This window comes from Streptomyces sp. NPDC059477, assembly GCF_042749375.1.
Classification (GTDB): Bacteria; Actinomycetota; Actinomycetes; order Streptomycetales; family Streptomycetaceae; genus Streptomyces.
Genome location: NZ_JBHYUG010000012.1, coordinates 116,546 through 142,142, shown reverse-complemented (window position 1 = coordinate 142,142; position 25,597 = coordinate 116,546). Strand labels below are relative to the sequence as shown.

Here is a 25,597-nt window from a genome sequence, read left to right as displayed (position 1 = left end):
GGCGGGGGGTTGGTGCGGGGGGTTGGTGCGGGGGGTTGGTGCGGGGGGTTGGTGCGGGGGGTTGGTGCGGGGGGTTGGTGCGGGGGGGTGCGGGTGTTGCCCGGCGTTGTGCAGGTGAGCGGGGTGAGGGTGCGGGTCGGGGCGGGTCGCGAACCGGCGCTGCCCGGGTGCCTCCAGCCATGGGAGCTGGGGGAGCTGGGGCGAGCTGCCGCGCGTGGCTGGTTCGGGCTAGCGGTCGGAGGAGAAGCGGAGGGCTCCCTGGGGGATTCGGGCGTCGCACCAGACTCGGGCGCCGGATCGGAGTTCGTTGTCGGGGCCCACGAAGGCGCCGTCGCCGATGACCGTGTCGGTGAGTATGGAGCGTTCGCCGACGCGGGCGCCGGTGCCGATGAGGGAGTGGGTGATGACCGCGCCGGGTTCGATGACGGCGCCGGGGAGGATGGTGCTGCCGACGACCCGGGCGCCCTCGGCGACCAGCGCGCCCTCGCCGACGACCGTACCGCCGGAGAGCTTGGCGTCGGGGGCCACGCGGGCGGTGGGGAGGATCAGGCGTTCGCCGCGGCGGCCGGGGACCGCCGGGGACGGGGCCCTGCCCAGGACCAGGTCCGCCGAGCCGCGCACGAAGGCCGCCGGGGTGCCGAGGTCCAGCCAGTACGTCGAGTCGACCATGCCCTGGAGGTGGGCTCCGGCGGACAGGAGGTCGGGGAACGTCTCGCGTTCCACCGACACCGGGCGGCCCGCCGGGATCGTGTCGATCACCGCGCGGCGGAACACGTACGCCCCCGCGTTGATCTGGTCGGTGACGATCTCCTCCGGGGTCTGCGGCTTCTCCAGGAACGCTGTCACCCTGCCCGTCGCGTCCGTGGGGACGAGACCGTACGCGCGCGGGTCCGTCACCTTGGTGAGGTGCAGGGAGACGTCCGCCCCGGTGCGTTCGTGGGTATCCACCAGCGCCCTGATGTCCAGGCCCGTCAGGATGTCGCCGTTGAAGACGAGGATGGGTTCGTCGGGGGCCGAACGCAGCCGGGACGCCACGTTGCGGATCGCGCCGCCCGTGCCGAGGGGCTCGTCCTCCGTGACGTACTCGATGTGCAGTCCGAGCGACGAGCCGTCGCCGAAGTACGGTTCGAAGACCTCGGCCAGATAGGACGTGGCGAGCACGATGTGCTCGACGCCCGCCGCGCGCGCCCGCGCCAGTTGGTGCGTGAGGAACGGCACCCCCGCCGCCCGGACCATCGGCTTCGGTGTGTGCACCGTGAGCGGGCGCAGCCGGGTGCCCTTGCCGCCGACCAGAAGGATCGCTTCTGTCACCTGTCGTCTCTGCTTTCTGCCGGGACCGGCCGAACTGTCTTTCGGCCGGTCAGTGTATGCAGACGGTTGTGCAGATGCTTTGTACGGACGGGTTTCCGCGCCTTCGACGGCCGTGCGGTGTCAGCGAGCCTTCCCCCCGACGGCTGTGAACGTGCCCCCCACCGACATGGTCTCCGTACCTACGGCTGTCTCAGCGCCCTTGCAGACGCGCCGCGTCGGCACGGGCGGTACCGAGCTTGCCGTACAGCTGTCCGCCGGGGCAGTCCGTCGCGAAGCCGTCCCGGTGGCCGGAGATCACGTTCAGTCGCACATTCTTACCTTTTTTGTAGAGATTGCCGCCACCCGACTTCAGGTACGTCGTCCCCTTCGGGTTGGCGCCCGAGATGCCCAGCTTCCAGGCGCTGAGCCGCGCGATGGCCGTCACGGCGGATCCGGCGGGCTTGGTGGAGCTGTAGCTGCCGATGACGGCGATCCCCATGCTGTCGGCGTTGAAGCCGAGGGTGTGCGCGCCGAGCACCGGCTTCGCCACGCCCCCGGCGCGGCCCTCGTAGATGTTTCCGCACTTGTCGACGAGGAAGTTGTAGCCGATGTCCCGCCAGCCCATGCTCCCCACGTGGTAGCGGTAGATACCGCGAATGACGGAGGACGCCTGGGAGCAGGTGTAGTTGTTTCCGGTGGCCGTGTGGTGAACGAAGGCGGCCTTGACCTTGTTCGTGTAGAGGAACGTCTTCTCCCGCAGGGTCTCGTCCGCGCCCCAGCCCTTGCGCGTGACGATCTTCGGACGGGGGCCGATGTACGGCTTCGCCTGCGGGGCCGCCGCGCCGGTTACCAGGGCGAGTTCGCGTTCGGTGTCGGTGCGGGTCAGGGCCGGGATCTCCAGGGGTTCCGCGGCGGTGGCGCCGGATGTGCCCGCTGTGCCAGAGGCGCCGGACGCGGTGGCGGGGGTGGACTGGGGGGCGTCCGCCTTGCCCGGGTCGATCAGTTCGATGCGCAGGCCCGCCGGGAGGAGGGTCTCGGGTCCGGCGTGGGTCGCGGCCTCGCCGGGGGCGCTCTTGTCCGCCTGGGCCTGGACGCGTACCTCCACGCCGTCCGACTCCCCCACCCACAGCGGTGCGGTGGCGCCCCGGACGCGGGGCGAGGAGCGTTCGGCGGTGTCGGGGTCGGCGGCGTGCTCGGCGTTGTGCGTCTCCAGGTCCTGCCAGCCGGACCAGACGCCGGTGGCGGCGGAGCGGGTACGGACCTGGACGCGGCCGTGCAGTTCGGTGTCCGGGTCGTCCCAGATGACGCCCAGGAGGGAGAAGTTCTGTACGTCCCTGCGGGGCAGGCCCTGGAGGGTGGCGCCGAGGGCGCGGTCGCGGGAGAGCGGGGCGAGGTCCAGGGACTCGGTACTGCCGGGGATGCCGGTGGCGTCGGAATCGGCGGTTCGGGTGGATGGGGCGGTGTGGGTGGCGGGGGTGGTCTGGGTGGCAGGGGTGGTCTGGGTGGTGGGGGTGGATTCGGTGGCTGTGTTGTCGGTGGTGCCGGTGAGCGGTGCCGGGCGGGGTGCCGCCGTGGCCTCGGAGAGGGTCATCGGGAGGGCGAGGGCGGCCATACAGGTGACCCCGATGGCGGAGGCAAGGTATCCACGCATGCCCCTGATCGTGGACATAGTCATATAAACCTGTCCATCGGGGAAGTGCGGGGGCGTCAGGTCCCGCTCCGCCGAACCGGTGATGTGGCCTTTCGGCCCGGGGTCTTGGCCGCGCGTACGCTTGCGCGGGTGAACGCCACCGATCGCACCCCTGCCGACCTGCTGCGTTCCGCGCTCGCCGCGGATCCGGCCCGCCCGTTCGTGACCTTCTACGACGATGCCACCGGCGAACGCGTGGAACTGTCCGTCGCCACCTTCGCCAATTGGGTGGCCAAGACGTCGAATCTGCTCCAGGACGGGATGTCCGCGGAGCCCGGTGAACGGGTTGCCCTGCTGCTGCCCGCGCACTGGCAGACCGCGGTGTGGCTGCTGGCCTGTTCGTCGGTGGGGGTGGTCGCCGACCTGGGCGGGGATCCGGGATCGGCGGATTACGTGGTGGCCGGGCCGGGGGACTTCGAGGCGGGGCTCGCGTGCCGGGGGGAGCGGTACGCGTTGTCGCTGGCGCCGCTGGGGCGGCGGTTCGTGCCGGGGCCTCCGGCCGGGTATGCCGACTACGCCGTGGAGGTGCCGAGTTTCGGGGACCGGTTCGTGCCGTACGCGCCTGTCGATCCGGAGGGGACCGCGCTGGTGGTCGCCGGGGAGGCGTTGTCCGGGGCGGAGGTGGTCGAGCGGGCTCGGGGGGATGCGGGTGAGCTGGGGCTGAGTGGGGTGGGGGGGCGGTTGTTGTCGGGGCTGGGGTATGACACGTGGGGTGGGGTCAGTGCGGGGTTGTACGCGCCGTTGGCCGGTGGGGGGGCTGTGGTGTTGTGCCGGAATCTTGGCGAGTTGAGTGAGGGGGCGCTGGCCGCTCGGGTGGGGAGTGAGCGGGTTTCGGTTGTGCGGAGGTGAAATCTGGGGGGGGGCGCCGTGGGGGTGCTGTGTGGGGGCGGGTGCGGGTTGTGGGGGGGCTGAGCGCGCAGTTCCCCGCGCCCCTGATTGCCTGCGTTGGCCTTGCCGGCGGGGGACAGGGAGGTCGGTGGGGCCTCTGTCCCCGTGGCGGGTGCGGGTAGTGGGGGGCTGAGCGCGCAGTTCCCCGCGCCCCTGATCGCCTGCGATGGCCTTGCCGGCAAGTGACAGCACCGGGCGGTCGCCGTGCCCGCGCCCGGGAGGCCACACCCCATGCCCCACACCGCACAGCCGACACCCCGCGCCCCGCAGGCCACTCCCCCCCCACCCCCCTCCGTCACCCGTTCGGGCCTCGGCGAGGGGCCCTGGGGTGGGGCTCGCGGCATTGTCGTAGGTGCGTGGGTCGGGTTTGGGGGTTTGGTGTGAGTGGTGGGATAGGCGGGGGGTCGGCCAGTGGGGTCGGGCTGGCGCGGCGGCGTCGGCGGCGGTGGGTGCGGGGGGGCGCGCTCGGCGTGGGTGGGCTGGTGGTCGTGGGCGCGGGGGTCGGGTGGGGCGTCTATCTCAAGCTGAACGGGAACATCACCGCCGATGAGGCCGCCGCCCGGGAACTCGCCCGGTACGAGAAGGAGCGGCCCACCGCGCTGGTGAAGGGCGCGCAGAACATCCTGGTCATCGGGTCCGACACCCGCGCCGGGACCGGCAACCGGCCCTATGGGCGGGACAACGGCACCCAGCGCTCCGACACCACGATCCTGCTGCATCTGCCGGCCGGGCGGGGCAGCGCGACGGCCGTGTCCATCCCCCGCGATCTGATGGTGGACGTGCCGAGTTGCCTCGGGCCGGACGGCACCCGGACCTCCCCCGCGTTCACGGTGTTCAACCACGCCTTCGAGAACGGCGGTTCGGCGTGCACCGTACGGACCGCGGAAAAGCTGACGGACATCCGGATCGACCATCATCTGGTCGTCGACTTCAATGGGTTCAAGAAGATCGTGGACGCCCTCGACGGCGTCGAGATCTGTCTCGCCGAGCCCATTCACGACAAGGCGGCCAAACTGCGGCTGCCCGCGGGCCGGGTGAAGCTCGACGGGGAACAGGCACTCGGTTACGTCCGGGTCCGCAAGTCCCTCGGCGACGGCAGCGACACCGAACGGATGGACCGCCAGCAGCGGTTCCTCGCGGCGCTGGTGAAGAAGGTGCGCGGCAATGACGTACTGCTGAATCCCGCGAAGCTCTATCCCGTGCTGGACGCGGCCACCTCGTCCCTCACCACCGATCCCGGACTGGCGAGTCTGCGGAGTTTGTACGACCTCGTTCGCGGGCTGCGGAACATCCCCACCGAGCGTGTTCAATTCCTTACGGTGCCCAGGGAGTCGTACGTCGACGACGCCAATCGCGATCAGCTCGTGGAACCGGCCGCCGAGCGACTCTTCGAACGTCTGCGCACGGACACGCCGGTCGAGGTCGCCCAGGAGAAGAAGTCGCCGGAGGAGAAGACTCCGGAGAAGTCCGCGCCCGGGAAGGGCGACGCGTCGGCCGAACCGACATTTCGGGGGAACACGGCGGCCGAGGAGAGCTGCCGATGAGACATGGCGCCGGTCACGGGTAAAGCGGGTGCCAAGTGAACGTACGAGTGTTCAAAGAAATGGGCTGGATTGCCCAGTTGTAGGGGCGAGGAATTCCGGCCCGCCGTCGCTGGACGCCGAACTGGGCGGATAGTGTGAGCGCTTCGGTGTACCTGACCCGCGATCGCCGTGGTGTCGAGCACCGTATGTACGAGACCCGAGCGCCTTTGAGGGGGAAGGCGCCGCGTGGCCCCGACGGAGGATTCGGACAACCGTGGACGCGCAAGGCCGTGGGCGGGCGGAGAATGTCGATCCCGCAGACCAGTGGGTGCTCAATCCGAACACCGGCGAATACGAACTGCGACTGAGCACTTCCTCACCGCAGTCGCCGGTTCCCGGGCAGCGCAGAACGGGCAGACCGTCGCGCTCGGGAAATGCGGCGCGGACCGGCCGGGAGTCCCGGGCTGCCGGGCAGACCCGAGCCGGGAAATCCCGCTCGGGGCAGAGCCGGACGGACCAGGGCCGGGCGGACGAGCAGACCTCGGTGAGTCGTGAGACGCGTGAGGCTCCCGGACGGGTGGCGCCCGGCCGGGACGTCCCCGGGCCGCGCCGCCGCCGGACCGCTCCCGAGGAGCCGGCGCCCGGACGGCGTGGACGGCGCCCGGCGAAGAAGGCGCGGACGAAGAAGGCGCTGATGTGGACCGGCGGCTCGATGGCCCTCGTCCTGCTCGCGGTCGGCGTCTCCGGCTATCTGTATCTGCGCCATCTGGAAGGCAACGTCAGTACGACGGATGTCGGCGACGCGGGCTCCGGGAACTTCTCCAAGGACGAGGCGTTCAACATCCTGCTCATCGGTACCGACAAACGCACCGGTGAGGGCAATGACGGCTACGGCGACACCGGCAGCGCCGGACACGCGGACACCACGATCCTGCTGCATGTCTCCAAGGACCGGACGAACGCCACCGCGCTCAGCATCCCGCGCGACCTGATCGTCGACATCCCGGACTGCCCGACCCAGCAGGAGGACGGCACCGAGGAGATCGTCGCGGGCAGCCCCGGCGTCCGTTTCAACACCAGCCTGGGCCAGGAGGGCCGGGACGCGGGCTGCACCATGCGGACCGTCGAAGAAGTCACCGGCATCAAGCCGGACCACTTCATGATGGCCGACTTCAACGCGATCAAGACGCTCACCACGGCCGTCGACGGTGTCGAGGTCTGTGTGGAGGAGGCGGTCAACGACCCGGACTCCAAGCTGGTGCTGCCGGAGGGCAAGTCCGTGATCGAGGGCGAGCAGGCGCTGGCGTTCGTACGGACCCGGCACAGCTGGGGCAACCAGGGTGACCTGGACCGGATCAAGGTGCAGCAGCAGTTCCTGGCGTCGCTGATGCGCAAGATCTCCTCCAGCGACACGCTGACCAGCCCGAGCAAGCTGCTCAGCCTCGCCGAGGCGGCCACCGACGCGCTCACCGTGGACACCGGCATCGGCAAGGTCAGCACGCTCACGGATGTGGCGCTGGAGCTGAAGAAGGTGCCGACGAAGAACATCACCTTCACCACCGTCCCGGTCATAGACAACCCGGCCGAGCCGACCCCGGTCACCGTCGTGGTGGACGAGACCAAGGCGCCCGAGGTCTTCGACGCCATCAACAACGACGTCTCCTTCACCGAGGTCAAGGAGCAGGAGGCCGCCGCCGCCGCGGCCGAGAAGGCGGAGATCGCCGAACGGCTCGAAGGCCCCCAGTCCGACGCCTCGGAGGTACGGGTGCAGGTCCTCAACGGGGGTGCGGAGGACGGGTCGGCGGGGACCACGCTGTCCTGGCTCCAGATCGAGGAGGGCGTCGTCAAGTCCGAGAACGCGGGGAACGCGACCGCGGAGCAGGCCACCACGACGCTGGAGTACGCGCCGGATCAGGCCGATCAGGCGCGGAAGCTCGCCGAGATCATGGGGCTCTCGGGGTCCGCGATGAAGCCGGGGGAGAGTGTGACCAACTCCCAGGGGCAGCCGACGATGACGTTGATCCTCGGGAAGGACTTCGAGGGGCCGGGGACTTCTCTCACCGCGCCTGCCGAGGCGCCCGATGTGGAGAAGTCGACGGCGGATGAGGTGCTCTGCGCCAGCTAGTCGCTCGCGCGATGCGATGCCGGGTTTGTCGGGGGTGGGTAGCTTTCGGTGTTCGGTGTTCGGTTCGGGTGGGTGGGGCTGGTCGCGCAGTTCCCCGCGCCCCTGGGGGCTGGGCCCTTCGGCGTTCTCCCTGACCGTCAACCGCCTCCTCCTCCCCCACCGCCCCCGTCACTCCCCTGCCCACCCGGGTCTCTCCTGTTGCCCCTACGCCCCTCAGCCAACCCCGCGTGGGATTTTTACCGTGGCGTGGCCAACCACTACGTGGGCTCAAGGGTCTGACAGGTAGCCGATCGGTATCGGTGGGCCTGGCCTGGGGCCGGGTGGTGGGGTGAGAGTGGGTTCGAGGGGCTGGGAGGGGCGGGGAGTTGAGCGGGAGCAAGGTGCGGGGGGACGCGCCCGACGTCGATGACACCATGCCGCTGACCGCCCGTGGCCCGCGCGGCGCCCGTGGGACGCGCGGCACACGCGGCACACGCGGCGCGCGGCGGGACCGATCCGGTTCACGGGACCGTTCCCGGTCGGGAGGGCGGCTGCTGCGCTGGTCCGCGAGCACGCTCGCCGTGGTGATCCTCGGGACGGCCGGTGCCGGATACCTCTACTACCAGCACCTCAACGGCAATCTGGAGAAGGGCGAACGCAGCAGCGGCGACTCCAAGGCGGAGCGCACCGCGCCGAACGCCGCCGGGCAGACCCCGCTGAACATCCTGCTCATCGGCTCCGACAGCCGCGCCTCCGACGCGAACGTGGCGCTGGGCGGCAGCCGCGACAACCGGGACAGTCCCCCGCTCGGCGATGTACAGATGCTGATCCATCTCTCCGCCGACCGCCAAAGCGCGTCCGTGGTGACCGTCCCGCGCGACACCCGGGTCGACATACCGGAGTGCAAGGACCCCGAGAGCGGCGAGACCTACCCCGCGACCAACGCCATCATCAACGAGTCCCTGGGCCGCGGCGGCGCCGGCTGCACGCTCGCCACCTGGGAGAACCTCACCGGTGTCTACATCGACCACTGGATGACGATCGACTTCGCCGGCGTGGTGAGCATGGCGGACGCCATCGGCGGCGTCGAGGTCTGCGTCCAGCAGAACGTGTGGGACCGGCCGCTGCCCGGCATGTCCGGCGGCTCCGGGCTGAAGCTGCGGAAGGGGAAGCAGAAGGTACAGGGCGAACAGGCGCTCCAGTGGCTGCGTACCCGGCACGCCTGGGGCAGTGATCTGCTGCGCGCCCGCGCCCAGCACATGTATCTGAACTCGATGATCCGCACCCTGAAGCAGCAGAGCGTGTTCAGCGACACCGGCAGGTTGATGGGCCTGGCGGAGTCGGCCACCGACTCGCTGACGGTCTCCGAGGAGATCGGCTCGGTCAAGAAGCTCTACGACCTCGGGATGCAGCTCAAGACCGTCCCGACGGACCGCATCACCATGACGACCATGCCGAACGTCCAGGACCCGCAGGACGAGAACCATGTCATCCCCGACGCCGCCGACGCCGAGCAGATGTGGGCGATGCTCCGCGACGACGTCCCCTTCGACGCCAATGGCGAGAAGTCGGGGTCGTCGAAGGCCCCGGCGGACGAGAAGGCCGATGAGAACGGCGGCGGGCAGGCGGCCACCGATCCGTCCGCGCCGGATGCCGAGATCGCCGTACAGGTGCGCAACGGCACCCGCACCGATGCCGAGGCGGCCGTCCCCGGGCGGGCCGGGGCGATCACGGAGCAGCTCGTCGGGGCGGGGTTCACCCGCGCGGTGGCCGATCCGTCGGGGTCGCTCGCCCAGGAGCGTACGGAGGTCTCGTACCCGAGCGCCGAGCTGGCGGGCGATGCCCAGCGGGTCGCCACCTCCCTGGGGATTCCGCTGAGTTCGGTGCGTCGGTCGACCGAGGTCTCGGGGGTCACGCTCGTGGTGGGCTCCGACTGGCGGGACGGTACGGCGTACCCGAAGCAGCAGGCGCCGAAGGCCGGGGACATTCCCGACAGCGCCGACGCCATCAACGGCTCCGACGACAGCCCGTGCATGGAGGTGTACGCGCCTTACCGCTGGTGACACAGGTCACGCAGGCGAGGGTTGCCCGCCCGGGACCTGCTCGAAAAGATCGCAGCTGTTCTGGTGTAGACCTGCTCCGCGGGTCACTGATCCCCGTACCGCGCAAGGGTGGGGAGGACGGACGCAATGACGCAGCAACGTGTGCGAGGGGGGCGAACGGAGCGAGGGGGACAGAGTGAGGGAACGCTCACGCCCGCCCGCCGCACCGACGAACCGGCGGACACCGGCCCGGAAACCGGCCCGGAAACCGAGCCGGAAACCGACCCGGACATAGACGCCGACCCGGACCTGGGCAACGACGCCGACATAGACGTAGCCCCGCGTCGCCATCGCCAACTCCGTCGCCGGGTTCTGCGGTGGGTCGCCGGTGGGCTCGCCGTCGTCGTGCTCGGTGTGGCCGGGGCCGGATACCTGTATTACGAGCGACTCAACGACAACCTCAGGAAGGACCATCTCAACCTCGGTGACACCGCGGTCGCCGCGCCCACCCCGAACGCCGCCGGGCAGACCCCGCTGAACATCCTGCTCATCGGCTCCGACGCCCGGGACACCGCGGAGAACCAGGAGCTGGGCGGCGCGAAGGAGACGTTCGGCTCGGCGCCGCTCGCGGATGTGCAGATGCTGCTGCATCTGTCGGCGGACCGCACCAACATGTCGGTGATCAGCATGCCCCGGGACACTCTGGTGCAGATCCCCCAGTGCACGGACCCCGACGACGGCACGGTGTACCCGGCGAGCGACGGCCGGGTGATGACCAATCAGAGCCTGAGCCACGGCGGTCCGGGGTGTGCGGTGGCGACCTGGGAGGAGCTGACCGGCATCCGGATCGACCACTTCATCATGGTCGACTTCGCGGGCGTGGTGAGCATGGCCGACGCGATCGGCGGGGTGCCGGTGTGCGTGGACGCCAACATCCACTCCCGCAGCAGCGACGGCAAGGGCTCCGGGCTGAAGCTGGCGGAAGGCACCACCTCGATCCAGGGCGAGCAGGCCCTCCAGTGGCTGCGCACCCGCTACGGCTTCGAGGACGGCAGCGATCTGGCCCGCGCCGAGGCGCAGCACATGTACATGAACTCGATGGTCCGCGAGCTGCGCGCGAACGCCACCCTGAGCAGCCCCAACAAGCTGCGCCGGCTGGTCGAGGAGGCGACGCGGGCACTCACCGTCGATGAGGGCCTGGACACCGTCAAGAAGCTGTACGACCTCAGCAACGAGCTGCGCAAGGTCGAGCCGGAGCGGATCACGATGACGACGATGCCCAACCGGTACGTGGGCGCGCGGGTCGAGCCGACCGAGGACGCCGAGCAGGTGTTCCGGCTGGTGCGCGAGGACATCGCGCTGGACGGCAAGGACGGGCCGAAGGGACCTGCCGAGGAGCCCCCGGCGCCCACCGATCCGGCGGCCGACGACGCCGAGATCGCCGTACAGGTGCAGAACGGCACCCGTACCGATGTGCTCGGACCGGCGAGCGGGCGGGCGAGCACGGTGGCCGCTCTGCTGGTGGAGCAGGGTTTCGGTGACGCGTTCGCCGATCAGTCGTCCGCGCTGAGCGAGGAGCGGACCGTGGTGCGCTACCCGAGCACCGACCTGGAGGGCGACGCCCACCGGGTGGCGGCGGCGCTGGGCGTCCCGGCGGACGCCGTGCAGAAGACCACGGACGTCACGGGGGTCACCCTGGTCGTGGGCGCGGACTGGCGTGAGGGTACGACGTACCAGGCGCCGGAGGCCGACGACACCATGCCCGAGTCCGCGAACCCGCTCAACGGCGCGGACGACACGGCGTGCATGAAGGTGAACCCGAACTACACCTGGTGAACCGGAACCACAGCCGGTGCAGCGGAACCACACCCGGTGAACCGGAACCACACCCGGTGAACCGGAACCACACCCGGTGGACCCGCACCACCCCCGGTGAGCCCGCGCCCCCTCGGTGGTGTTCAGCTCGCGCTGAGCACCGCCGGGCGGCGGGACGCGATGACCTTCCTGGCCAGGGACTTCGGGCTGGTCAGGAAGCCGAAGCCCCACGACATGTGCATGGTGGCGAGGGCCACGGGGATCTGGAGGCGGGCCTTGAGCGGCAGCCCCTTGCCCGCGGGCAGCGACCCGGCGGCGATCGCCGCGAGATACCCGCCCGGGATCACCAGCCCCCACGGCGTGAGCAGCGCTCCCACCACGAGGCCCGCCGCGATGGCGCACACCGCCACCGGCGGGGCGAGATAGCGCAGGTTGATGGAGCCGGCGTGGTACCGGGCGACGACATGCCGCCAACGGCCGTAATCCTTGTACTGCTTGGCGAGGGCGCGCACGCTCGGACGCGGGCGGTACGACACCTTCAGCTCCGGCGAGAACCAGATCAGGCCGCCGGCCTCGCGGATGCGGAAGTTCAGCTCCCAGTCCTGGGCACGGATGAACTCCTCGTTGTAGCCGCCCTGCCGCTCCAGTGCCTCGCGCCGGAACACCCCGAGGTAGACGGTCTCGGCGGCACCGGCCGCGCCGCCCGTGTGGAACGCGGCGTTGCCGACGCCGATCTTCGAGGTCATCGCGGCGGCGACGGCGTGCTCCCAGTCGTTCTCGCCCTCGGCGTGCATGATGCCGCCGACGTTCTGCGCGCCGGTCTCCGCGAGGAGCCGTACGGCGGTGGCGATGTAGTTCGGGGAGAGGATGCCGTGGCCGTCGACGCGTACCACGATCGGGTGACGGGACGCCTTGATGGCGGCGTTGAGCGCGGCGGGGGTACGCCCGGTCGGGTTGGGCACCGTGTGGACGCGGGGGTCCTCGGCGACCAGGGCGGCGGCGATCTCGTCCGTGCGGTCCGTGGAGGGGCCGAGGGCGATCACGACCTCCATCTCACCGGCGTACTCCTGCGCGAGGATCGCGTGGACGGCTCCGCGCAGATGCCGTTCCTCGTTGAGGACGGGCATGATCACGGAAACGGCGGGGAGCTGCATCTCGGAGTTGGCGTTCATCGGTGCTCACGTTACCGCGAACGGGGGACACGCTCGCGCGCCGCCGGGTGCGCTGGCGCCAGGTCGCAGATCGTATGGGCCTACCGTGCTCACGGCCGGGGCCTGCATCCCGGCAGGCCGCTCGCCCAGGCTCCGCCGGAGGTGTCCCCCCATGTCCAGCACGCCACCCCGGTCACCCGCCGGTCCGCGCCGCCGCCCACCGCGTCCCGCACAGGGCCGCTCACGTACCGGCCGTCCGGCGGTACGGCCACGGCGGCGCCCGCGCTGGGCCATGCGGGCGGTGACCACGCTGTCCGTGGTGGTGCTGGCGTCGGCCGGGATCGGACACGCGGTGATGAGCGGCCTGGACGCGGACATCGCGCGCGTCGACCCGTTCAAGGACATGAAGAACCGGCCGCGCGCCGGGCACGGCATGAATGTCCTGCTGGTCGGCACCGACGGCCGGGACAAGATCTCCGAGGCCGAGCGGCGGGCGTACCGGCTGGGCGGCGCGCCCTGCCACTGCACCGACACGATCATGATGGTGCACATCTCGGAGGACCGGGAGCGGGCCAGTGTGGTGAGCCTGCCGCGCGACTCGTACGCCGAACTGCCCGCGCACACCGACGCCACGACGGGCAAGCAGCACGGGGCCCATCCCATCAAGCTGAACGCGGCCTACGCGGAGGGCGGGCCGCAGCTGACGGTCCGCACGGTGGAGGCGCTGACGAAGGTGAAGATCGACCACTATCTGGAGGTCGACTTCACCAGCTTCATGAAGACGGTGGATGTGCTGGGCGGCGTCGAGATCTGCACGGCCGAGCCCGTGAAGGACTCGTACACCGGGCTGAACCTCCCCGCCGGACGGCATCGGATGAGCGGCGGCCAGGCGCTCCAGTTCGTCCGGGCCCGGCATATCGACGGGGCGTCGGACCTGGGGCGGATGCAGCGGCAGCAGCGGTTTCTCGCCGCGCTGCTGGAGCGGGCCACGTCGTCGGGGGTGCTGCTGAACCCGATGAAGTTCCGGGACGTGACGCGGGCGGTGCTCGGGTCGGTGCGGGCGGACAAGGGCTTCGGCACGGACGAGTTGCTCGACCTCGGCCGGGCGATGCGCAACTTCTCCCCCTCCTCCTCGGAGTTCACGACCGTCCCGATCGGGCAGCTGGGGTACGTCGTCAAGGGCATCGGTTCCACGCTGAAGTGGGACCCGGTGCGCTCGGAGCAGCTCTTCCGGGCCCTGCGCGAGGACCAGCCGCTGTCGGGGCGCACGGGGACGCCGGCGCCGGGGACATCGACGCCGGGGACGCCGGCGCCCGCACAGGAACCGGTGCGGGTGCCGGTGCCGCCGGGCCAGATCCAGGTCCAGATCGAGAACGGCACAGAGAGTGCGGGTCTGGGGAAGCGAGTGGACACGGCGCTGGCGGCGGAGGGGTTCCGGACCACCCGGCAGCCGACCAACGCGGAGCGGCCGGGGGCCGAGCGCACGGTCGTCTCCTACGATCCGCGCTGGGACCGCTCGGCGAAGTCCCTCGCGGCGGCGCTCCCGGGCAGCGAGCTGCGGGAGGTGAAGGGCCAGGGGCCGGTGCTGAAGGTGACGGTGGGGTCGGATTTCCGGTCGGTGCGCGAGGTGCGGGCGACGGAGCCGACGGGGTCTTCCGACGGGGTGGTACGGGGGGACGAGGTGAGCTGCTCGTAGGGGAGGCAGGGGAGGCAGGGGACGACGCGGGCCGCGCTTGGTGGTGCGGGTCAGTCCTCGATGCCCTCCGCCGCCCGCCTCTCCCGTAGCTCCATGATCGCCTGGCGGCGGGCCAGCCGGTGGGTGCGGCGGATCTGTGCCTCCTGGTAGCGGCGCTTGTCGCGTTCCGTCTCGGTGATGACGGGAGGGACGGGGCGGGGACGCCCGTCGGCGTCGACCGCCGCGAAGACGAGGTACGCGGAGCCGACCTGCGTCGCGGGCGTGGACTCGTTCCAGCGTTCGGCGAGGACCCGGACGCCGACCTCCATGGAGGTCCGCCCGGTCCAGTTGACCTGGGCCTTCACATGGACGAGGTCGCCCACCCGGACCGGCTCCAGGAACGCCATCTCGTCCATGGACGCCGTGACGGCGGGCCCGCCGCTGTGCCGCCCGGCGACCGCGCCCGCCGCGTCGTCCACCAGCTTCATGATCACGCCGCCGTGCACGGTCCCCAGCAGATTCGTGTCGTTGTGGCCCATGATCGTGCTGAGCGTGGTCCGGGACGCGGACGTCGGCTTGCCGGGGAGGCCGGAGGACCCGGCTCGGTCTGTCATGCCGACCAGCCTAGGCGGCGAACGGATCGGGCACTCATCAGGGACGTATCAAGGGACGTATCAGGCGACGTATCAAGGGATGTAGCAGGGGATTCATCGGGGACGTATCCGGGGACACGTCAGGGACTTATCGGGGACTTATCAGGGCGTTTGTGTCAGGTTCGCAACAGCCCCGCTCCGATTTTCCTGTGAACCTTGTGGGGCGCATAGTCGCGCACTGCACACTAAGGCCCATGAATGACTGGCCCCAGGGATCGTCGGACGACAACCGCGGCAGCGACAACCGCGGCGGCGCAGGCCGCGGCAACCGCTACGGCGGCGGCAGCGCGAGCGCGCAGCCGGAGAGCGCTCGGGTGATGCGCCAGGTGCGCCGCGGGCCGTCCGGTCCCGGCGGCCGGCCGCCCGCGCCCCCGCAGCAGCCCCCGCATCCGCCGTACGACGGAGTCCCGCGGCAGCCGTCGTACACGAACGGGCCGGGCCAGAACGGCGGTGACTCCTACGACAGCGGGTACAACACCGGCCAGGTGTACGGCAACCCCGGCGGGCGCGGGTCCGGCGGGGGCCACGACGGCCCCGGGGCGGGCGGGCCGCGCCCCGCGCCGAACTGGCGGCGCCGGATCAAGGTGACCGCGATCACCCTGGTCGCGGTGGTGGCCGTCACGTCGGTGGCCACCTACTTCTGGGCCGACTCCAAGCTCAACCGCGAGGTCGATCTGTCGAAGGTGATCGATCGCCCGGAGGCGGGCGACGGGACGAACTACCTGATCGTCGGGTCCGACAGCCGTGAGGGCATGACGGCCGAGGAGCAGCAGGAGCTGCACACCGGGTCCGCGGAGGGCAAGCGCACGGACTCGATGATGATCCTGCACACCGGCAGCAACGGTTCCACGCTCGTCTCCCTCCCCCGTGACTCGAACGTCGAGATCCCGACCTTCGTCGGCTCGGAGTCCGGCAAGACGTACGAGGGCACCGGCCGCGAGGTGAAGCTGAACGCGGCGTACGCGGAGGACGGGCCGGAACTGCTGGTCCGTACGGTCGAGTTCAACACCGGCCTGCGCATCGACCACTACGTGGAGATCGGCTTCGCGGGCTTCGCGAACATCGTGGACGCGGTCGGCGGGGTCGAGATGGACATCCCGCAGGACATCAAGGACACGAAGTCCGGCGCGGACTTCAAGAAGGGCACGCAGGTCCTGAACGGCGAGGAGGCGCTGGCCTTCGTCCGTACCCGGTACGCGCTGGCCGGTTCCGACCTGGACCGCACCAAGAACCAGCAGGCGTTCCTGTCCGCCCTCGCCAACCAGGTGGCCACGCCGGGCACGGTCCTGAACCCCTTCAAGCTCTACCCGACGATGGGCGCGGGCCTGGACTCCCTGATCGTCGACAAGGACATGGGCCTGTTCGACCTGGCGAGCATGTTCTGGGCGATGAAGGGCGTCAGCGGCGGCGACGGCACCTCGATGAACATGCCGCTGGCGGGCAACGCGGCCAACGGCAACCTCCAGTGGGACACGGAGAAGGTGAAGACGCTGGTGGACCAGCTCAAGAACGACGAGAAGGTGACGGTCACCGGCGACTGACGCCCTCCAGCTGAACGCCCGGGCCCCGCCGTTCCGGAGAACGGGACGTGGGGGCCGTGCGTCCGGTCAGCCGACCGCGCCCTCGATCGCCTCAAAGATGTCCGCGTCGGTCTCCTGCTGCCACTCGGGAAGGTCCGGCCAGTCAGCCACGTATCCCGGCTTGGGGTCCTTGAAGTGCTTGAACATCTGCGCCGTCCACGAGGTCGCGACGAACCGGCCCTTCTGCTCACGGCTCAGCCGTGAGGCGTGGCCGTCGCTCAGTTCGAGGAGCTGGCGGACCTGCTCACACACGGCACCCGCAGCCTGCCGCTCCCACTCTGGAGTGTCTTCCCAGGGAGTCACATAGCCCGGCTTCGGCTCGCCCGGGAAGTGCTTGAGCACCCCCGCGATCCACGATTCGCGAAACAGCCGGGCACCCTCGGTCTCCGTCACGGCAACCCCTCTCGTCACGTCGCGCTCAATGCGGCAATCTCGGCGTCCAACTCGGCGATTCGACGGTCGCCAACGAGTGAACCGATCTCGGCCCGTAGCCCCTGAAGTCTACGGGCGACATACCCGGACGAGGATTGCCGGGCGAGCCGCAGAGCCTCGGTTGCGTAGGTGAGCGTCTGGTCAGAATCCTGCCGCCTGGCCCCAATCGCAGCGAGGTCCGCGAGCACGACAGCGCGCCGCCGAAACGATTGCTGCTCGGCCAACGCCCCCCGTTCCAGTGCGTTGTTCAACGCGGCCTCGGCCTTGTCCAGTTGACCGAGCTGCACGTATCGGGCCCCTCGCTCCTCGGCCAGACGGGACCCGTCGAATCGGAGCCATCCGCCGTTGTGGGCGTGGCCCCCGAGGTGGATCACCTTCTCAGCCTCGTCGAGCGCACGTTCGCACTCCGACAGATGCCCCAACCCGGCGTGCGCCTCGGCCCGTACTGCCGCGACCCACTGCCGCGTGGACAGAGAGCTGTCACCGCGCTTGGCCACACGCTCGGCAACGGACAACAGCCCCACGGCCTCGCGGTACTGGCCGCCCGCCATTTCCACGTACGCATGCCGGATCAGCGCGCAGGCCCACAAGTCGAACGCCCCGGCTTCCTTGCTCGCCGAGGCTGCGAGCGAGTACGCCGCAGCGGCATCCGTGTGGCGGTTCCCATCGAATGCCAACTCGCCCGCGAGCTGGAAAAGGTCGCCGGCCGCCACACAGAGGAGGCCAAGGGGCGACGGGCGATCAGACAGGGTCCCGTTCAAGACTGAGAGCTGATCGGTGACCACGGACCGAACAGAGCTTTTCGAGCGGGCGAGTTGATATACCTGCCAGAGGTGATCGTTCATCCGCAGGTAGCCGGCCGCATCGTCGCGGGCGGCATCGTCTGCGAGCGCGTCGGCCTCCTCGACTGACAGGGCAGCAAGCGCCCCCGCCACCGTCAGGGCGCGCAGAAACTCGCGTCGAATCATGTCCTCTTCCCCCGGGCCATAGGCGTCGTGCGACGGAGACCCCGCATCCGGTTCGCGGGACGCTGATGATTCCTTGATCAAGGCGTCGAGCGTGACGAGGTCGACGTGTAACGCCGCTGCCATCTTGGGCCGGTACTCCGGGTGGGGCTCAGTCTCCCCCCGGTCCCATCGGCCGACCGTTGTTCGGTCGACGCCGATCAGGGCAGCGAATCTCTCCTGACTGTAGCCCAGCGCCTTGCGCCGATCCTTGAGGGTCACGTCGGCTCCCTTCCCCCGCCGAGTCCTCTCGGCACCCATCCCGCGCCCGCGCATCAGATGTGCGTCAAGAGTGCCGCATCACTGCCGTGGCCACGCCCAGTGCGCCGCGGTTGCCTTGAACGTGTCACTCCGGAACCAAGATGGATCACTTGCTCGCCCCCGGGAGTATGCGCACACGCGGCATGTCCGGACATCCTGTTACTGCCCAGTCATCCCATCCGTGCGCGAGGCACGCCGTTTCGCCCGGGATCACGTCACCACCAACGCACGAGACGCCGACGGCTGTCGAACCCGCATCGAGGTTCACGGTGCACACGGCATGACTTCCCCAGACCCCACCGGCCCACCCGGCCCGAATTCATCACCCGCATGGCCGTCCGCCTCGGCTCCGGTGGCACAACCGCCCTTGTTCGCCGCCGCTTCTGAACCGCTACCCGCACCCCCAGACCGGAGTTACCCCCTCAACCAGGAGAGTGAGTCCATGGAACAGTTCGAGCGCGCCCGGCTTGACGCCTACTTCGCGCGGGTCGCGGACGATCTCGCACCGACCCACCGCCCGTCGTCCTTCCTGATCACGCACCTTCTGCCCGAGCGCCCTTCCTTCGTGCGGGCTGTGGCCACAACCAGCGATCTCCGGGCCGTCCTCCCCAAACCGAAGTCCGTCGACCCCGCCGCGCTCCGCGCGGTCGAAAGGGTGACGCCCTGCGACACGCTGTCGCGCGAACTGTTCGAGGACCCAGACAGGGCAGTCGAATACATCGAATCGCGCGCCCCCGGCGAATCCGTCGTGCTGCTCGACGTGGGCGGCTACTTCGCCCCCTCCATCGACGCCCTGTGCGACCGCTTCACCGGCCGCGTACTCGGCGTCGTCGAGGACACCGAGAACGGAAACCGCCGCTACGCCGACCGCGACAAGCTGCCCTGCCCCGTCGTCTCCGTCGCCCGCAGCCCCCTGAAAGATCCTGAGGACTTCCTCGTGGGCCAAAGCGTCGTGTTCTCGGCCGAAGCGCTCATGCGCAGCCGAGGCGACATCCCCCACGGTCGCCCTGCCCTCGTCATCGGGTTCGGCAAGCTTGGCTCCTCCATCGCCCGCCTGTTACATGCCAAGGGCGTACAGGTCACCGTGTACGACGTCGACCCCGTACGGCAGACACAGGCCCTCTCGCAGGGCTTCACCGTCGCCCGCGACCGAGACACAGCCTTGCACGGCGCCGGCCTCGTGCTCTGCGCCACCGGCTCGGTGTCCCTGCGCGGCGAGGACTTCGCCACGCTGCGGAACGGCGCCTACGTGGCGACCGTGACCTCTTCCGAGGACGAACTCGACCTCGCCGCACTTCCCCGCGTCTACCAGCGCGCCTCCCAGGGCGAGCACGTCACCCGCTACTCGACGACCGGCCACTACTTCTATTTGCTGAACGGAGGGAACGCGGTCAACTTCCTGCACGGTGCCCACGTCGGACCCTTCATCTTCCTCGTGCAGTCCGAAATTCTCGCCGGAATCCGGATGCTGTCCCGCGGCGATCTCGGACCCGGTATGCACGAGGTCGGTGCCGACGATCGGGCAGCCATCGCGGCAACGTGGCTCAACTACTTCAACCGATAGAGGAACGAAGCACCCATGCCGATCACGGCACAGCACGTAAGCAAGACAGTCGACGCCTACCTCGCTGAGCACCCCGACGAGAAAGACGCGCTGTCCGCACTCGTCGTGGCCCTCGACGAAGCCGGCGACTCGGTCACCTCGCGAAAGGAGTTCCGCGGCCACGTCACAGCTGGCGCCGCCCTGCTTCGCCCTGACGGCCGCGTACTCACCATCGAGCATCGCGCGCTGCGAATGTGGCTGCTCCCCGGGGGGCATGTCGAGGACAGCGACACGACCCTCGCAGACGCGGCCCTGCGGGAACTGGCCGAAGAAACCGGGATCAGCCCCGACCGTGTCGAGCCTGACGGCGGCCTGCCGCTGCACGTCGATGTCCACTGGATTCCGGCGAACCCTGCCAAGGGAGAGCCTGAGCACCTTCACTTCGACTTCCGGTACCTGTTCCGCACCACGGCCGACCTGATCGAGCTGCAAGAGGAGGAGGTCACGTCCTACAGCTGGCAGTTCGCCGACATGCTGACGGCCGAACCTCTCCGCACTCGTGTGATGGACGCCACACGCTAGCGTCGCCCGGGACACAGCTGGGCCCCGGTACGCGGCAGAGGCACCGGGGCCGCCGCATCTCAGGCCATCACCGCAGTTCAGTCACTCTTTCGGGCCTGCACGGGGTGGTCAAGTGGTCCGCCCTCTGTTGGCCGCGCCCCTGTCCCGCTTCTCTCGGGAACGTGGGTGAAGGGTGGCTCGCGGACCCGGCCTTGCTGCTGCCCAAGTACCACGCGTGGGAGAACGACGCCCGGACGATCCTCGGGTACGGGAACCAGTGGGCACAGTCCTGGGAGGCTCGCGCCGCCGGTACGAGCGTCAGCGGGGCAACGAACGCTTCCAACAGTTCGAAGTGGTGCGGCTGGATGACAGCACCCCCGTGGGCACGACGGTCCTGGAAGTCAACACGTACGTCCGTACGGCTGAGTTCGTGATCGTGCTCGCCCCCGAGCAACGCGGGAAGGGGTACGCCACGGAAGCGGCACGGCCGACGCTGGACTGGGCGTTCCACCTCGCCGCCCTACGTGTGGTGTGGCTGAAGGTACTGGAGCCCAACCGGGCCGGAATCGTGGCGTACGAGAAGGCGGGGTTCCGCCCGGCCGGTCGGCTCCGGCGGTCGGGATACTGGCTCGGCAAGCCCGTGGACGAGCTGATCATGGACGCGATACCCGAGGACATCCCCGGCCCGTCCGCCGTGGCTGCCGCCGCCGGTGGCTGACCCACTGCCCCCTCGCGGCCCCGCTTGCCATCCTGCGGGCGGGGCCGCGCCCCACCAGATCCGGGACAACGCCCACCCGGCTCCAGCGGAGCGGAACTAGTCTCGCTGATCGTCCTCGGCAGACCGGTCCCTCACATACGTTCCACGTCCCGGAACGGTGTAGACGAGCCCCCTCTCGCGGAGCACGACGAGAGCGGACCGCGCCGTGTTCCGCGCGACTCCGTACCGTTCCGTCAGCTCTTTCTCGGAGGGCAGCGGACTCCCCGGGGACAAGTCACCCCGCTCGATCTCGGCGATCAGATCGGCAGCGATCTGCCGGTAGGGAGGCTCCGGTGCCCGGGGGTCGATTTCACGCGCTGCCATAGCCGCAGAGCCTAGCCACCCGGCCCGAACGGCTCCCACCTAGACAGGGTTAAGCAGAGCTAGACAGACCTATACAGGTTGGCCTACCGTCGGAGCATGAAAACGCCCCGACAGACCGCGTAGGACCGGTCTACCGGGGCTCCGCCGATCAGCTTTAGGGAGCTGAACGACATGCGCGACCCTATCGCCCGCGCCCTCGTATGGGTGCTGAGCGTTCTTCCGTGGACCCGTCGCCCCCGTCCCGGACGGCACTCCGCCGAATACCTCGCCGCACGGACCAGCGAACCCGCGCCCGCCAGGCCCTGGACCTGCCCATGGGCCGGACCGTCCGCACGCGAAGTCCGGGCCGTCTTCCACGACGCACGCGCACGAGGCTTGCCCACCGAGCAGCGAGAACGGCACTACGCCGCCGCCCTCGCCACACTCGGCATCGACTACGACTTCCCGACCACGGATCTCGGCAGCGTCGTCACAGTGGAGCGGGCAGCCGCATGACCGCCTCCCCCTTCAGAGCCGCACTGCTGCCCTAGCGTCACCACCCCGAACCGTCCATCCGGGACTCAGCGGCGAGCAACGCACGCTTTCGGCATCTGCCGGCCCACAGGCTCCACGTCATCGCGGGCGGCTAGAGTCCACGCCGTGAACGAGCACGAGGCGAAAATGGCCCACCCCCGCATGGCAGCGGGCGCTCTCCTCTTCGACGAAGCCGATCGCGTCCTGCTCGTCGAGCCGTCCTACAAGGACTATCGCGACATCCCGGGTGGATACGTCGAGCGAGGCGAGTCACCCCTGCAAGCCTGCGCGCGGGAGATCCACGAGGAGCTGGGCATCCGTCCCCCCATCGGCCGGCTGCTCGTCGTGGACTGGGCACCGAGTCCAGGAGAGGGAGACAAGGTCCTCTACCTCTTCGACGGCGGCCGTCTCAGCACAGACCACCGCCGGAAGATCGCGCTTCAGGCCGACGAACTGCGTGGCTACGAATTCCACCCGGCCGAACGACTGCCGGAGCTCACCATCCCCCGCCTCGTACGCCGAATCACCGCCGGCATCCAGGCCCGCGCAGACGGCCTGACCGCCTACCTGGAACATGGCGAGCCGCCACAAGCAGCGGATTCCTTCCCTGACATGCGGCCCACACCACGCTGAGGGCACTCTGGGTGCGGAGCGGATCGAGGCGTACCGTCACCGGGCCGGTCGAGGCCGGCCACCTGACACTTCACACGGAACCGGCTCGCGTGGAAAGGGCTGACTGTGGCTGACGCCGTACAGGGCACGCATCAGGGCGCCGGTCGGCCGTCGCTGACCGACCTCATCGAGCGCAGCGCCGATTTGAAAGGGCAGCTGGTCGCCTTCGCGCAGAGCGCCCGTTTCGACCGGTGGCTGACGCCCCTGCTGCTGGAGGCCGCAGGGCCTGAGCGGCAGTTAGCCGAGGGCGAGGCGATCCGGATCACCGACCACTTCATCCTGCGGTACCGCCTGCCGGACGGCTCGACCGTGGTGGACCGGTTCGTCGCCGGGCGGAAGGGCTTGACCGCGGTCGACCGGGAGATGCTGCTCGGCTGGCGTGACCCGGTCGAGGGCATCTTCGAGGTCCAGCGCAAAGAAGGCGATGCCGTCGTCCTGCTGAACCTGGTCGACGATCTGGAGTACCGCACGTACTCCAACGTCGGGCGGGCGGCGTTCCGCGGAGTGTCCAAGGGGGGCTTCCTCCACACCTGCCTGGTACCGGTCCACTCGACCGGCGGGGCGTGGCTGGTGTCCGGGGCAATGTCGAGCTATCCCAGGTCCAGCGCCACCGAGATCGCCCAGGCCGCTCTCCACCTGGCGACCAGCCGGCCCGAACTGGTCTTCCGCAACCCCGTGAAGATCGAACAGGGATGGCAGCGGATGCGGGAGGACCGCGCCGCGTTCGTCGAGTTCTTCGGCAGCGACGAACTGGTCCTTCCGCCTGCCGAAGCCGAGGACCGTCTGAACGCCTACTACCGCCACCGCCAAGAGACCGTCGTCGCCGGACATTCCGACCGTGCTCGGGGAAGGCGGCTCCCTGGCCTGGACCTGCCCTTCTTCGAACTGCCCGCAGAACTCGCGGACTCGCACACCATCGGCGTCATCTACGACGAGGTCGAAGGGCTCAACTTCTACGCGGACTACGGAATGCTGCGAGACCTCTTCACGGACCCGGCCCTCACGGGCCGCAGACAGCACCAGGACCTGCTGCGCATGTACCTGCGTGAGGAGTCGATCGCGCCACTGCCGATCCGCCGACTGGCCGACGCCCACCCAAGGACAACCGACATGGTGTTCCAAAAGCTCCTGAAGAAGCCCGGATTCACCTGGAGCGAACACGGCGAGAGCCTGCTACGCCGACGGAAGCCCTGGTACTACGAGAGCAAGCCCCGTCCGGGCGTCTCCGTGATCGGCGACCGCCTCAGTGAGCTGGTCGCCGGCCGCCGGTAGCCACCGTTCACGAGGGCACGACGGCTGCCGCGCACGACCGACCACCCGTTGGATGAACCACCGCCCGGGCCGGTGGCCTGATCGGCCCGCGTGTCTTGATCGGCGTCGAGTCCGCTGATTGGCTGGCCGGTATGACCGACCTCGGACCCGTTGGCTGGCCACCCGGCCCGATCAGGACCGAGCGGCTCGTGCTTCGTGAGGCCCAGGAACGGGATCGTGCGGCGTTCATCGAGTTGCACGCCTCGCCGGAGGTGCACGCCTACCTCGGCGGGCCCCGGTCGCGTGACGAGCTTGAGCGCGAGATGCCCGCGGTGCCCGGGCGGTGGCCCGGGAGTTTCGTCGTCGATCTCGACGGGGCGATGATCGGCCAGATTCTGCTCAGGAGAGCCTCGGAACGGCATCGCCCGGCCGCCGTCGGAAAGGCCGATCTCGGCTACCTGTTCCTGCCGCGCGCCTGGGGATTCGGGTACGCCGCCGAGGCCTGCTCGGCGGCGCTCGACTGGCTCGACGGCGTCCTTCCCGGCGAGCCGGTGGTGCTGGCCACCCAGACCGCCAACGTCGGCTCGATGCGGCTGGCCGCCAAGCTGGGGTTCACCGAGGTGGAGCGGTTCCATGCCTGGGACGCCGAGCAGTGGCTCGGCATGCGGGCCCCGGTCACGCCGTCCGCCTGAGCCGGTGCTCGACAGCGGGAAGGCGTCTCAGCCGCGGCAGAGGCAGAACGGGTGGCCCGCCGGGTCCTTGTACACCCGCCAGTTGCGTCCGGGCTCCGTGTCCAGCGGCTTCGCGCCCAGCGCCAGGACCGCCGTTTCCGCCGCGTCCAGGTCCGGGACCGTCAGGTCCAGGTGGAACTGCTGCGAGCGGTCGCCCGACGGCCACTCGGGGGCCACATGGTCCGGCGCCTCCTGGAACGCCAGGGTGGGGCCGTCCGGCAGGCGCAGCTCCAGCCAGTCGCCCTCGTCGTTCAGGGTTCCGCCGAGCACTTCGATGTAGAAGGCGGCGAGGGCGTGCGGGTCGCGGCAGTCCAGGACCACCCCACCGAGCGTGGCGAGAGCCATGACTTTCCTCCCAGAGAGTGAACGGGGTTGTCTGCAAGAGGACTACTTGTGCTGTTACCTGCTAGAGCCGTCATACGGTAACCACGGCCGTTACCGCATCATGCCCTAGTACCGGTAACCTCGCAAGCGTGAACGACCGATCTCCCGCGCCCGGCGGCCTGGAACTGGTCGAGGCGCTGGTGAACACACTGGATCTGGAGTCGGGCCGGGACGCTCTCGACACTCCCGAGGGACGTGCGCCCTTCGGGATCGCCGAGCATGACCTCGCCGACGTGGCCGTACTGCGCGAGTCGCTGCGCGCGGCCTGTCTCGCCCATGCCGGGCAACCGGCGCACCGCGCGGTGACCCCCCTGGGCGTACTGCTGGCGCGGGCCCCGCTGTACGTGGCGGTCGACGAGCGGGACGGGTCGGCGCGGCTGGCCCCCGTGGACGCGGGGCCGCTGCTGTCGCGGGTCGCGGCGGCCGTCGCGGAGGCGGTCACGGCGGGTACCTGGCTCCGGCTCAAGGCGTGCGAGCTGCCGCAGTGCCACTGGGCGTACTACGACCGCAGCCCGGCCGGACGGGGCCGCTGGTGCTCGATGCAGGTGTGCGGGGCGCGCGCGAAGATGCGCCGGTACCGGGCCAAGGAGGCGTGATCCACCACGCGTTCGCTGTCCGGCGCGGACCCCGTGGTGCAGAATGCGACCGTACGCCCGGGAGGGCGGCCGTAGCCGGGCCCGAACCCCCGGCCGCCCCCCAAACACCACCGCGGGGCGGGCCCCCCACCCCCCCAAACAGCCACCCCCCCCCCCC

General features: G+C 70.0%; 23 protein-coding genes. 15 read left to right on the top strand and 8 right to left on the bottom strand.

What is annotated here, in order from left to right:
- Positions 1-228: 228 nt before the first annotated feature.
- Positions 229-1,311, bottom strand: coding sequence for a sugar phosphate nucleotidyltransferase (locus ACFXAZ_RS09305; protein ID WP_384586963.1), 1,083 nt, complete (start codon positions 1,309-1,311; stop codon positions 229-231).
- A gap of 190 nt (positions 1,312-1,501) precedes the next feature.
- Complete coding sequence (locus tag ACFXAZ_RS09300; RefSeq protein WP_384586961.1) at positions 1,502-2,941, bottom strand: peptidoglycan recognition protein; 1,440 nt, start codon at positions 2,939-2,941, stop codon at positions 1,502-1,504.
- Positions 2,942-3,070: 129 nt separating this feature from the next.
- Between ACFXAZ_RS09300 and ACFXAZ_RS09295 the strand changes: the two genes are divergently transcribed.
- The 5 genes from ACFXAZ_RS09295 (at position 3,071) to ACFXAZ_RS09275 (ending at position 11,373) form a co-directional block, all read left to right on the top strand.
- Entirely contained in the window at positions 3,071-3,829 is a 759-nt protein-coding gene (locus tag ACFXAZ_RS09295) for a TIGR03089 family protein (RefSeq protein WP_384586959.1), read from the top strand.
- A gap of 395 nt (positions 3,830-4,224) precedes the next feature.
- Entirely contained in the window at positions 4,225-5,412 is a 1,188-nt protein-coding gene (locus ACFXAZ_RS09290; protein ID WP_384586957.1) for an LCP family protein, read from the top strand.
- A gap of 253 nt (positions 5,413-5,665) precedes the next feature.
- The gene (locus ACFXAZ_RS09285; RefSeq protein WP_384586955.1) at positions 5,666-7,516 is read left to right on the top strand and encodes an LCP family protein; all 1,851 of its coding nucleotides are present in this window, start codon (positions 5,666-5,668) and stop codon (positions 7,514-7,516) included.
- A gap of 413 nt (positions 7,517-7,929) precedes the next feature.
- Positions 7,930-9,558, top strand: a complete 1,629-nt coding sequence (locus ACFXAZ_RS09280; RefSeq protein WP_384586975.1) for an LCP family protein — start codon at positions 7,930-7,932, stop codon at positions 9,556-9,558.
- Positions 9,559-9,684: 126 nt separating this feature from the next.
- Positions 9,685-11,373 carry an LCP family protein gene (locus ACFXAZ_RS09275; RefSeq protein WP_384586953.1) on the top strand — a complete coding sequence of 563 codons (1,689 nt, stop codon included), beginning with the start codon at positions 9,685-9,687 and terminating at the stop codon, positions 11,371-11,373.
- A gap of 122 nt (positions 11,374-11,495) precedes the next feature.
- Here ACFXAZ_RS09275 and ACFXAZ_RS09270 read toward each other — a convergent pair whose 3' ends face one another.
- The gene (locus ACFXAZ_RS09270) at positions 11,496-12,524 is read right to left on the bottom strand and encodes a glycosyltransferase family 2 protein (RefSeq protein ID WP_384586951.1); all 1,029 of its coding nucleotides are present in this window, start codon (positions 12,522-12,524) and stop codon (positions 11,496-11,498) included.
- A gap of 151 nt (positions 12,525-12,675) precedes the next feature.
- On the opposite strand from ACFXAZ_RS09270, the gene ACFXAZ_RS09265 reads away from it, so the two are divergent.
- A complete protein-coding gene (locus ACFXAZ_RS09265) occupies positions 12,676-14,199 on the top strand; it encodes an LCP family protein (protein ID WP_384586949.1) in 1,524 nt (507 codons plus the stop codon).
- A gap of 50 nt (positions 14,200-14,249) precedes the next feature.
- Here ACFXAZ_RS09265 and ACFXAZ_RS09260 read toward each other — a convergent pair whose 3' ends face one another.
- Entirely contained in the window at positions 14,250-14,792 is a 543-nt protein-coding gene (locus ACFXAZ_RS09260) for an acyl-CoA thioesterase (protein WP_384586947.1), read from the bottom strand.
- Between the two features lie 233 nt (positions 14,793-15,025).
- On the opposite strand from ACFXAZ_RS09260, the gene ACFXAZ_RS09255 reads away from it, so the two are divergent.
- Positions 15,026-16,372: an LCP family protein gene (locus tag ACFXAZ_RS09255; protein WP_384586946.1), complete on the top strand. Its 1,347-nt coding sequence runs from the start codon at positions 15,026-15,028 to the stop codon at positions 16,370-16,372.
- A gap of 66 nt (positions 16,373-16,438) precedes the next feature.
- On the opposite strand, the gene ACFXAZ_RS09250 is transcribed toward ACFXAZ_RS09255, so the two are convergent.
- Together ACFXAZ_RS09250 and ACFXAZ_RS09245 are read right to left on the bottom strand one after the other, a co-directional pair.
- Positions 16,439-16,804, bottom strand: coding sequence for a hypothetical protein (locus ACFXAZ_RS09250; protein ID WP_384586944.1), 366 nt, complete (start codon positions 16,802-16,804; stop codon positions 16,439-16,441).
- Between the two features lie 14 nt (positions 16,805-16,818).
- Positions 16,819-18,069, bottom strand: coding sequence for a helix-turn-helix domain-containing protein (locus ACFXAZ_RS09245; protein ID WP_384586942.1), 1,251 nt, complete (start codon positions 18,067-18,069; stop codon positions 16,819-16,821).
- A 481-nt stretch (positions 18,070-18,550) separates the two neighbouring features.
- Between ACFXAZ_RS09245 and ACFXAZ_RS09240 the strand changes: the two genes are divergently transcribed.
- From ACFXAZ_RS09240 to ACFXAZ_RS09230, 3 genes are all read left to right on the top strand, one after another.
- Positions 18,551-19,672 carry an adenosylhomocysteinase gene (locus ACFXAZ_RS09240; RefSeq protein WP_384586940.1) on the top strand — a complete coding sequence of 374 codons (1,122 nt, stop codon included), beginning with the start codon at positions 18,551-18,553 and terminating at the stop codon, positions 19,670-19,672.
- A gap of 15 nt (positions 19,673-19,687) precedes the next feature.
- The gene (locus tag ACFXAZ_RS09235; RefSeq protein ID WP_384586938.1) at positions 19,688-20,233 is read left to right on the top strand and encodes an NUDIX hydrolase; all 546 of its coding nucleotides are present in this window, start codon (positions 19,688-19,690) and stop codon (positions 20,231-20,233) included.
- A gap of 334 nt (positions 20,234-20,567) precedes the next feature.
- Complete coding sequence (locus ACFXAZ_RS09230) at positions 20,568-20,930, top strand: GNAT family N-acetyltransferase (protein WP_384586936.1); 363 nt, start codon at positions 20,568-20,570, stop codon at positions 20,928-20,930.
- Between the two features lie 96 nt (positions 20,931-21,026).
- On the opposite strand, the gene ACFXAZ_RS09225 is transcribed toward ACFXAZ_RS09230, so the two are convergent.
- Positions 21,027-21,293, bottom strand: coding sequence for a GntR family transcriptional regulator (locus ACFXAZ_RS09225; protein WP_384586934.1), 267 nt, complete (start codon positions 21,291-21,293; stop codon positions 21,027-21,029).
- A gap of 171 nt (positions 21,294-21,464) precedes the next feature.
- On the opposite strand from ACFXAZ_RS09225, the gene ACFXAZ_RS09220 reads away from it, so the two are divergent.
- The 4 genes from ACFXAZ_RS09220 (at position 21,465) to ACFXAZ_RS09205 (ending at position 24,421) form a co-directional block, all read left to right on the top strand.
- Positions 21,465-21,788, top strand: coding sequence for a hypothetical protein (locus ACFXAZ_RS09220; RefSeq protein WP_384586932.1), 324 nt, complete (start codon positions 21,465-21,467; stop codon positions 21,786-21,788).
- Positions 21,789-21,953: 165 nt separating this feature from the next.
- A complete protein-coding gene (locus ACFXAZ_RS09215; RefSeq protein ID WP_384586973.1) occupies positions 21,954-22,439 on the top strand; it encodes an NUDIX domain-containing protein in 486 nt (161 codons plus the stop codon).
- Between the two features lie 105 nt (positions 22,440-22,544).
- Positions 22,545-23,750, top strand: coding sequence for a hypothetical protein (locus ACFXAZ_RS09210; protein ID WP_384586930.1), 1,206 nt, complete (start codon positions 22,545-22,547; stop codon positions 23,748-23,750).
- Between the two features lie 131 nt (positions 23,751-23,881).
- Entirely contained in the window at positions 23,882-24,421 is a 540-nt protein-coding gene (locus ACFXAZ_RS09205) for a GNAT family N-acetyltransferase (protein WP_384586928.1), read from the top strand.
- A 27-nt stretch (positions 24,422-24,448) separates the two neighbouring features.
- On the opposite strand, the gene ACFXAZ_RS09200 is transcribed toward ACFXAZ_RS09205, so the two are convergent.
- Positions 24,449-24,805: a VOC family protein gene (locus ACFXAZ_RS09200; RefSeq protein ID WP_384586926.1), complete on the bottom strand. Its 357-nt coding sequence runs from the start codon at positions 24,803-24,805 to the stop codon at positions 24,449-24,451.
- 128 nt (positions 24,806-24,933) lie between these two features.
- On the opposite strand from ACFXAZ_RS09200, the gene ACFXAZ_RS09195 reads away from it, so the two are divergent.
- A complete protein-coding gene (locus tag ACFXAZ_RS09195) occupies positions 24,934-25,440 on the top strand; it encodes a CGNR zinc finger domain-containing protein (RefSeq protein ID WP_384586924.1) in 507 nt (168 codons plus the stop codon).
- Positions 25,441-25,597 lie beyond the last annotated feature (157 nt).

Coding starts and splice junctions, on each gene's coding strand:
- ACFXAZ_RS09205 (WP_384586928.1), top strand. CDS start 23,882: ATGACCGACCTCGGACCCGTTGGCTGGCCACCCGGCCCGATCAGGACC.
- ACFXAZ_RS09275 (WP_384586953.1), top strand. CDS start 9,685: ATGACGCAGCAACGTGTGCGAGGGGGGCGAACGGAGCGAGGGGGACAG.
- ACFXAZ_RS09270 (WP_384586951.1), bottom strand. CDS start 12,524: ATGAACGCCAACTCCGAGATGCAGCTCCCCGCCGTTTCCGTGATCATG.
- ACFXAZ_RS09300 (WP_384586961.1), bottom strand. CDS start 2,941: ATGCGTGGATACCTTGCCTCCGCCATCGGGGTCACCTGTATGGCCGCC.
- ACFXAZ_RS09255 (WP_384586946.1), top strand. CDS start 15,026: ATGAATGACTGGCCCCAGGGATCGTCGGACGACAACCGCGGCAGCGAC.
- ACFXAZ_RS09280 (WP_384586975.1), top strand. CDS start 7,930: ATGCCGCTGACCGCCCGTGGCCCGCGCGGCGCCCGTGGGACGCGCGGC.
- ACFXAZ_RS09235 (WP_384586938.1), top strand. CDS start 19,688: ATGCCGATCACGGCACAGCACGTAAGCAAGACAGTCGACGCCTACCTC.
- ACFXAZ_RS09265 (WP_384586949.1), top strand. CDS start 12,676: ATGTCCAGCACGCCACCCCGGTCACCCGCCGGTCCGCGCCGCCGCCCA.
- ACFXAZ_RS09240 (WP_384586940.1), top strand. CDS start 18,551: ATGGAACAGTTCGAGCGCGCCCGGCTTGACGCCTACTTCGCGCGGGTC.
- ACFXAZ_RS09220 (WP_384586932.1), top strand. CDS start 21,465: ATGCGCGACCCTATCGCCCGCGCCCTCGTATGGGTGCTGAGCGTTCTT.
- ACFXAZ_RS09215 (WP_384586973.1), top strand. CDS start 21,954: ATGGCCCACCCCCGCATGGCAGCGGGCGCTCTCCTCTTCGACGAAGCC.
- ACFXAZ_RS09225 (WP_384586934.1), bottom strand. CDS start 21,293: ATGGCAGCGCGTGAAATCGACCCCCGGGCACCGGAGCCTCCCTACCGG.
- ACFXAZ_RS09260 (WP_384586947.1), bottom strand. CDS start 14,792: ATGACAGACCGAGCCGGGTCCTCCGGCCTCCCCGGCAAGCCGACGTCC.
- ACFXAZ_RS09200 (WP_384586926.1), bottom strand. CDS start 24,805: ATGGCTCTCGCCACGCTCGGTGGGGTGGTCCTGGACTGCCGCGACCCG.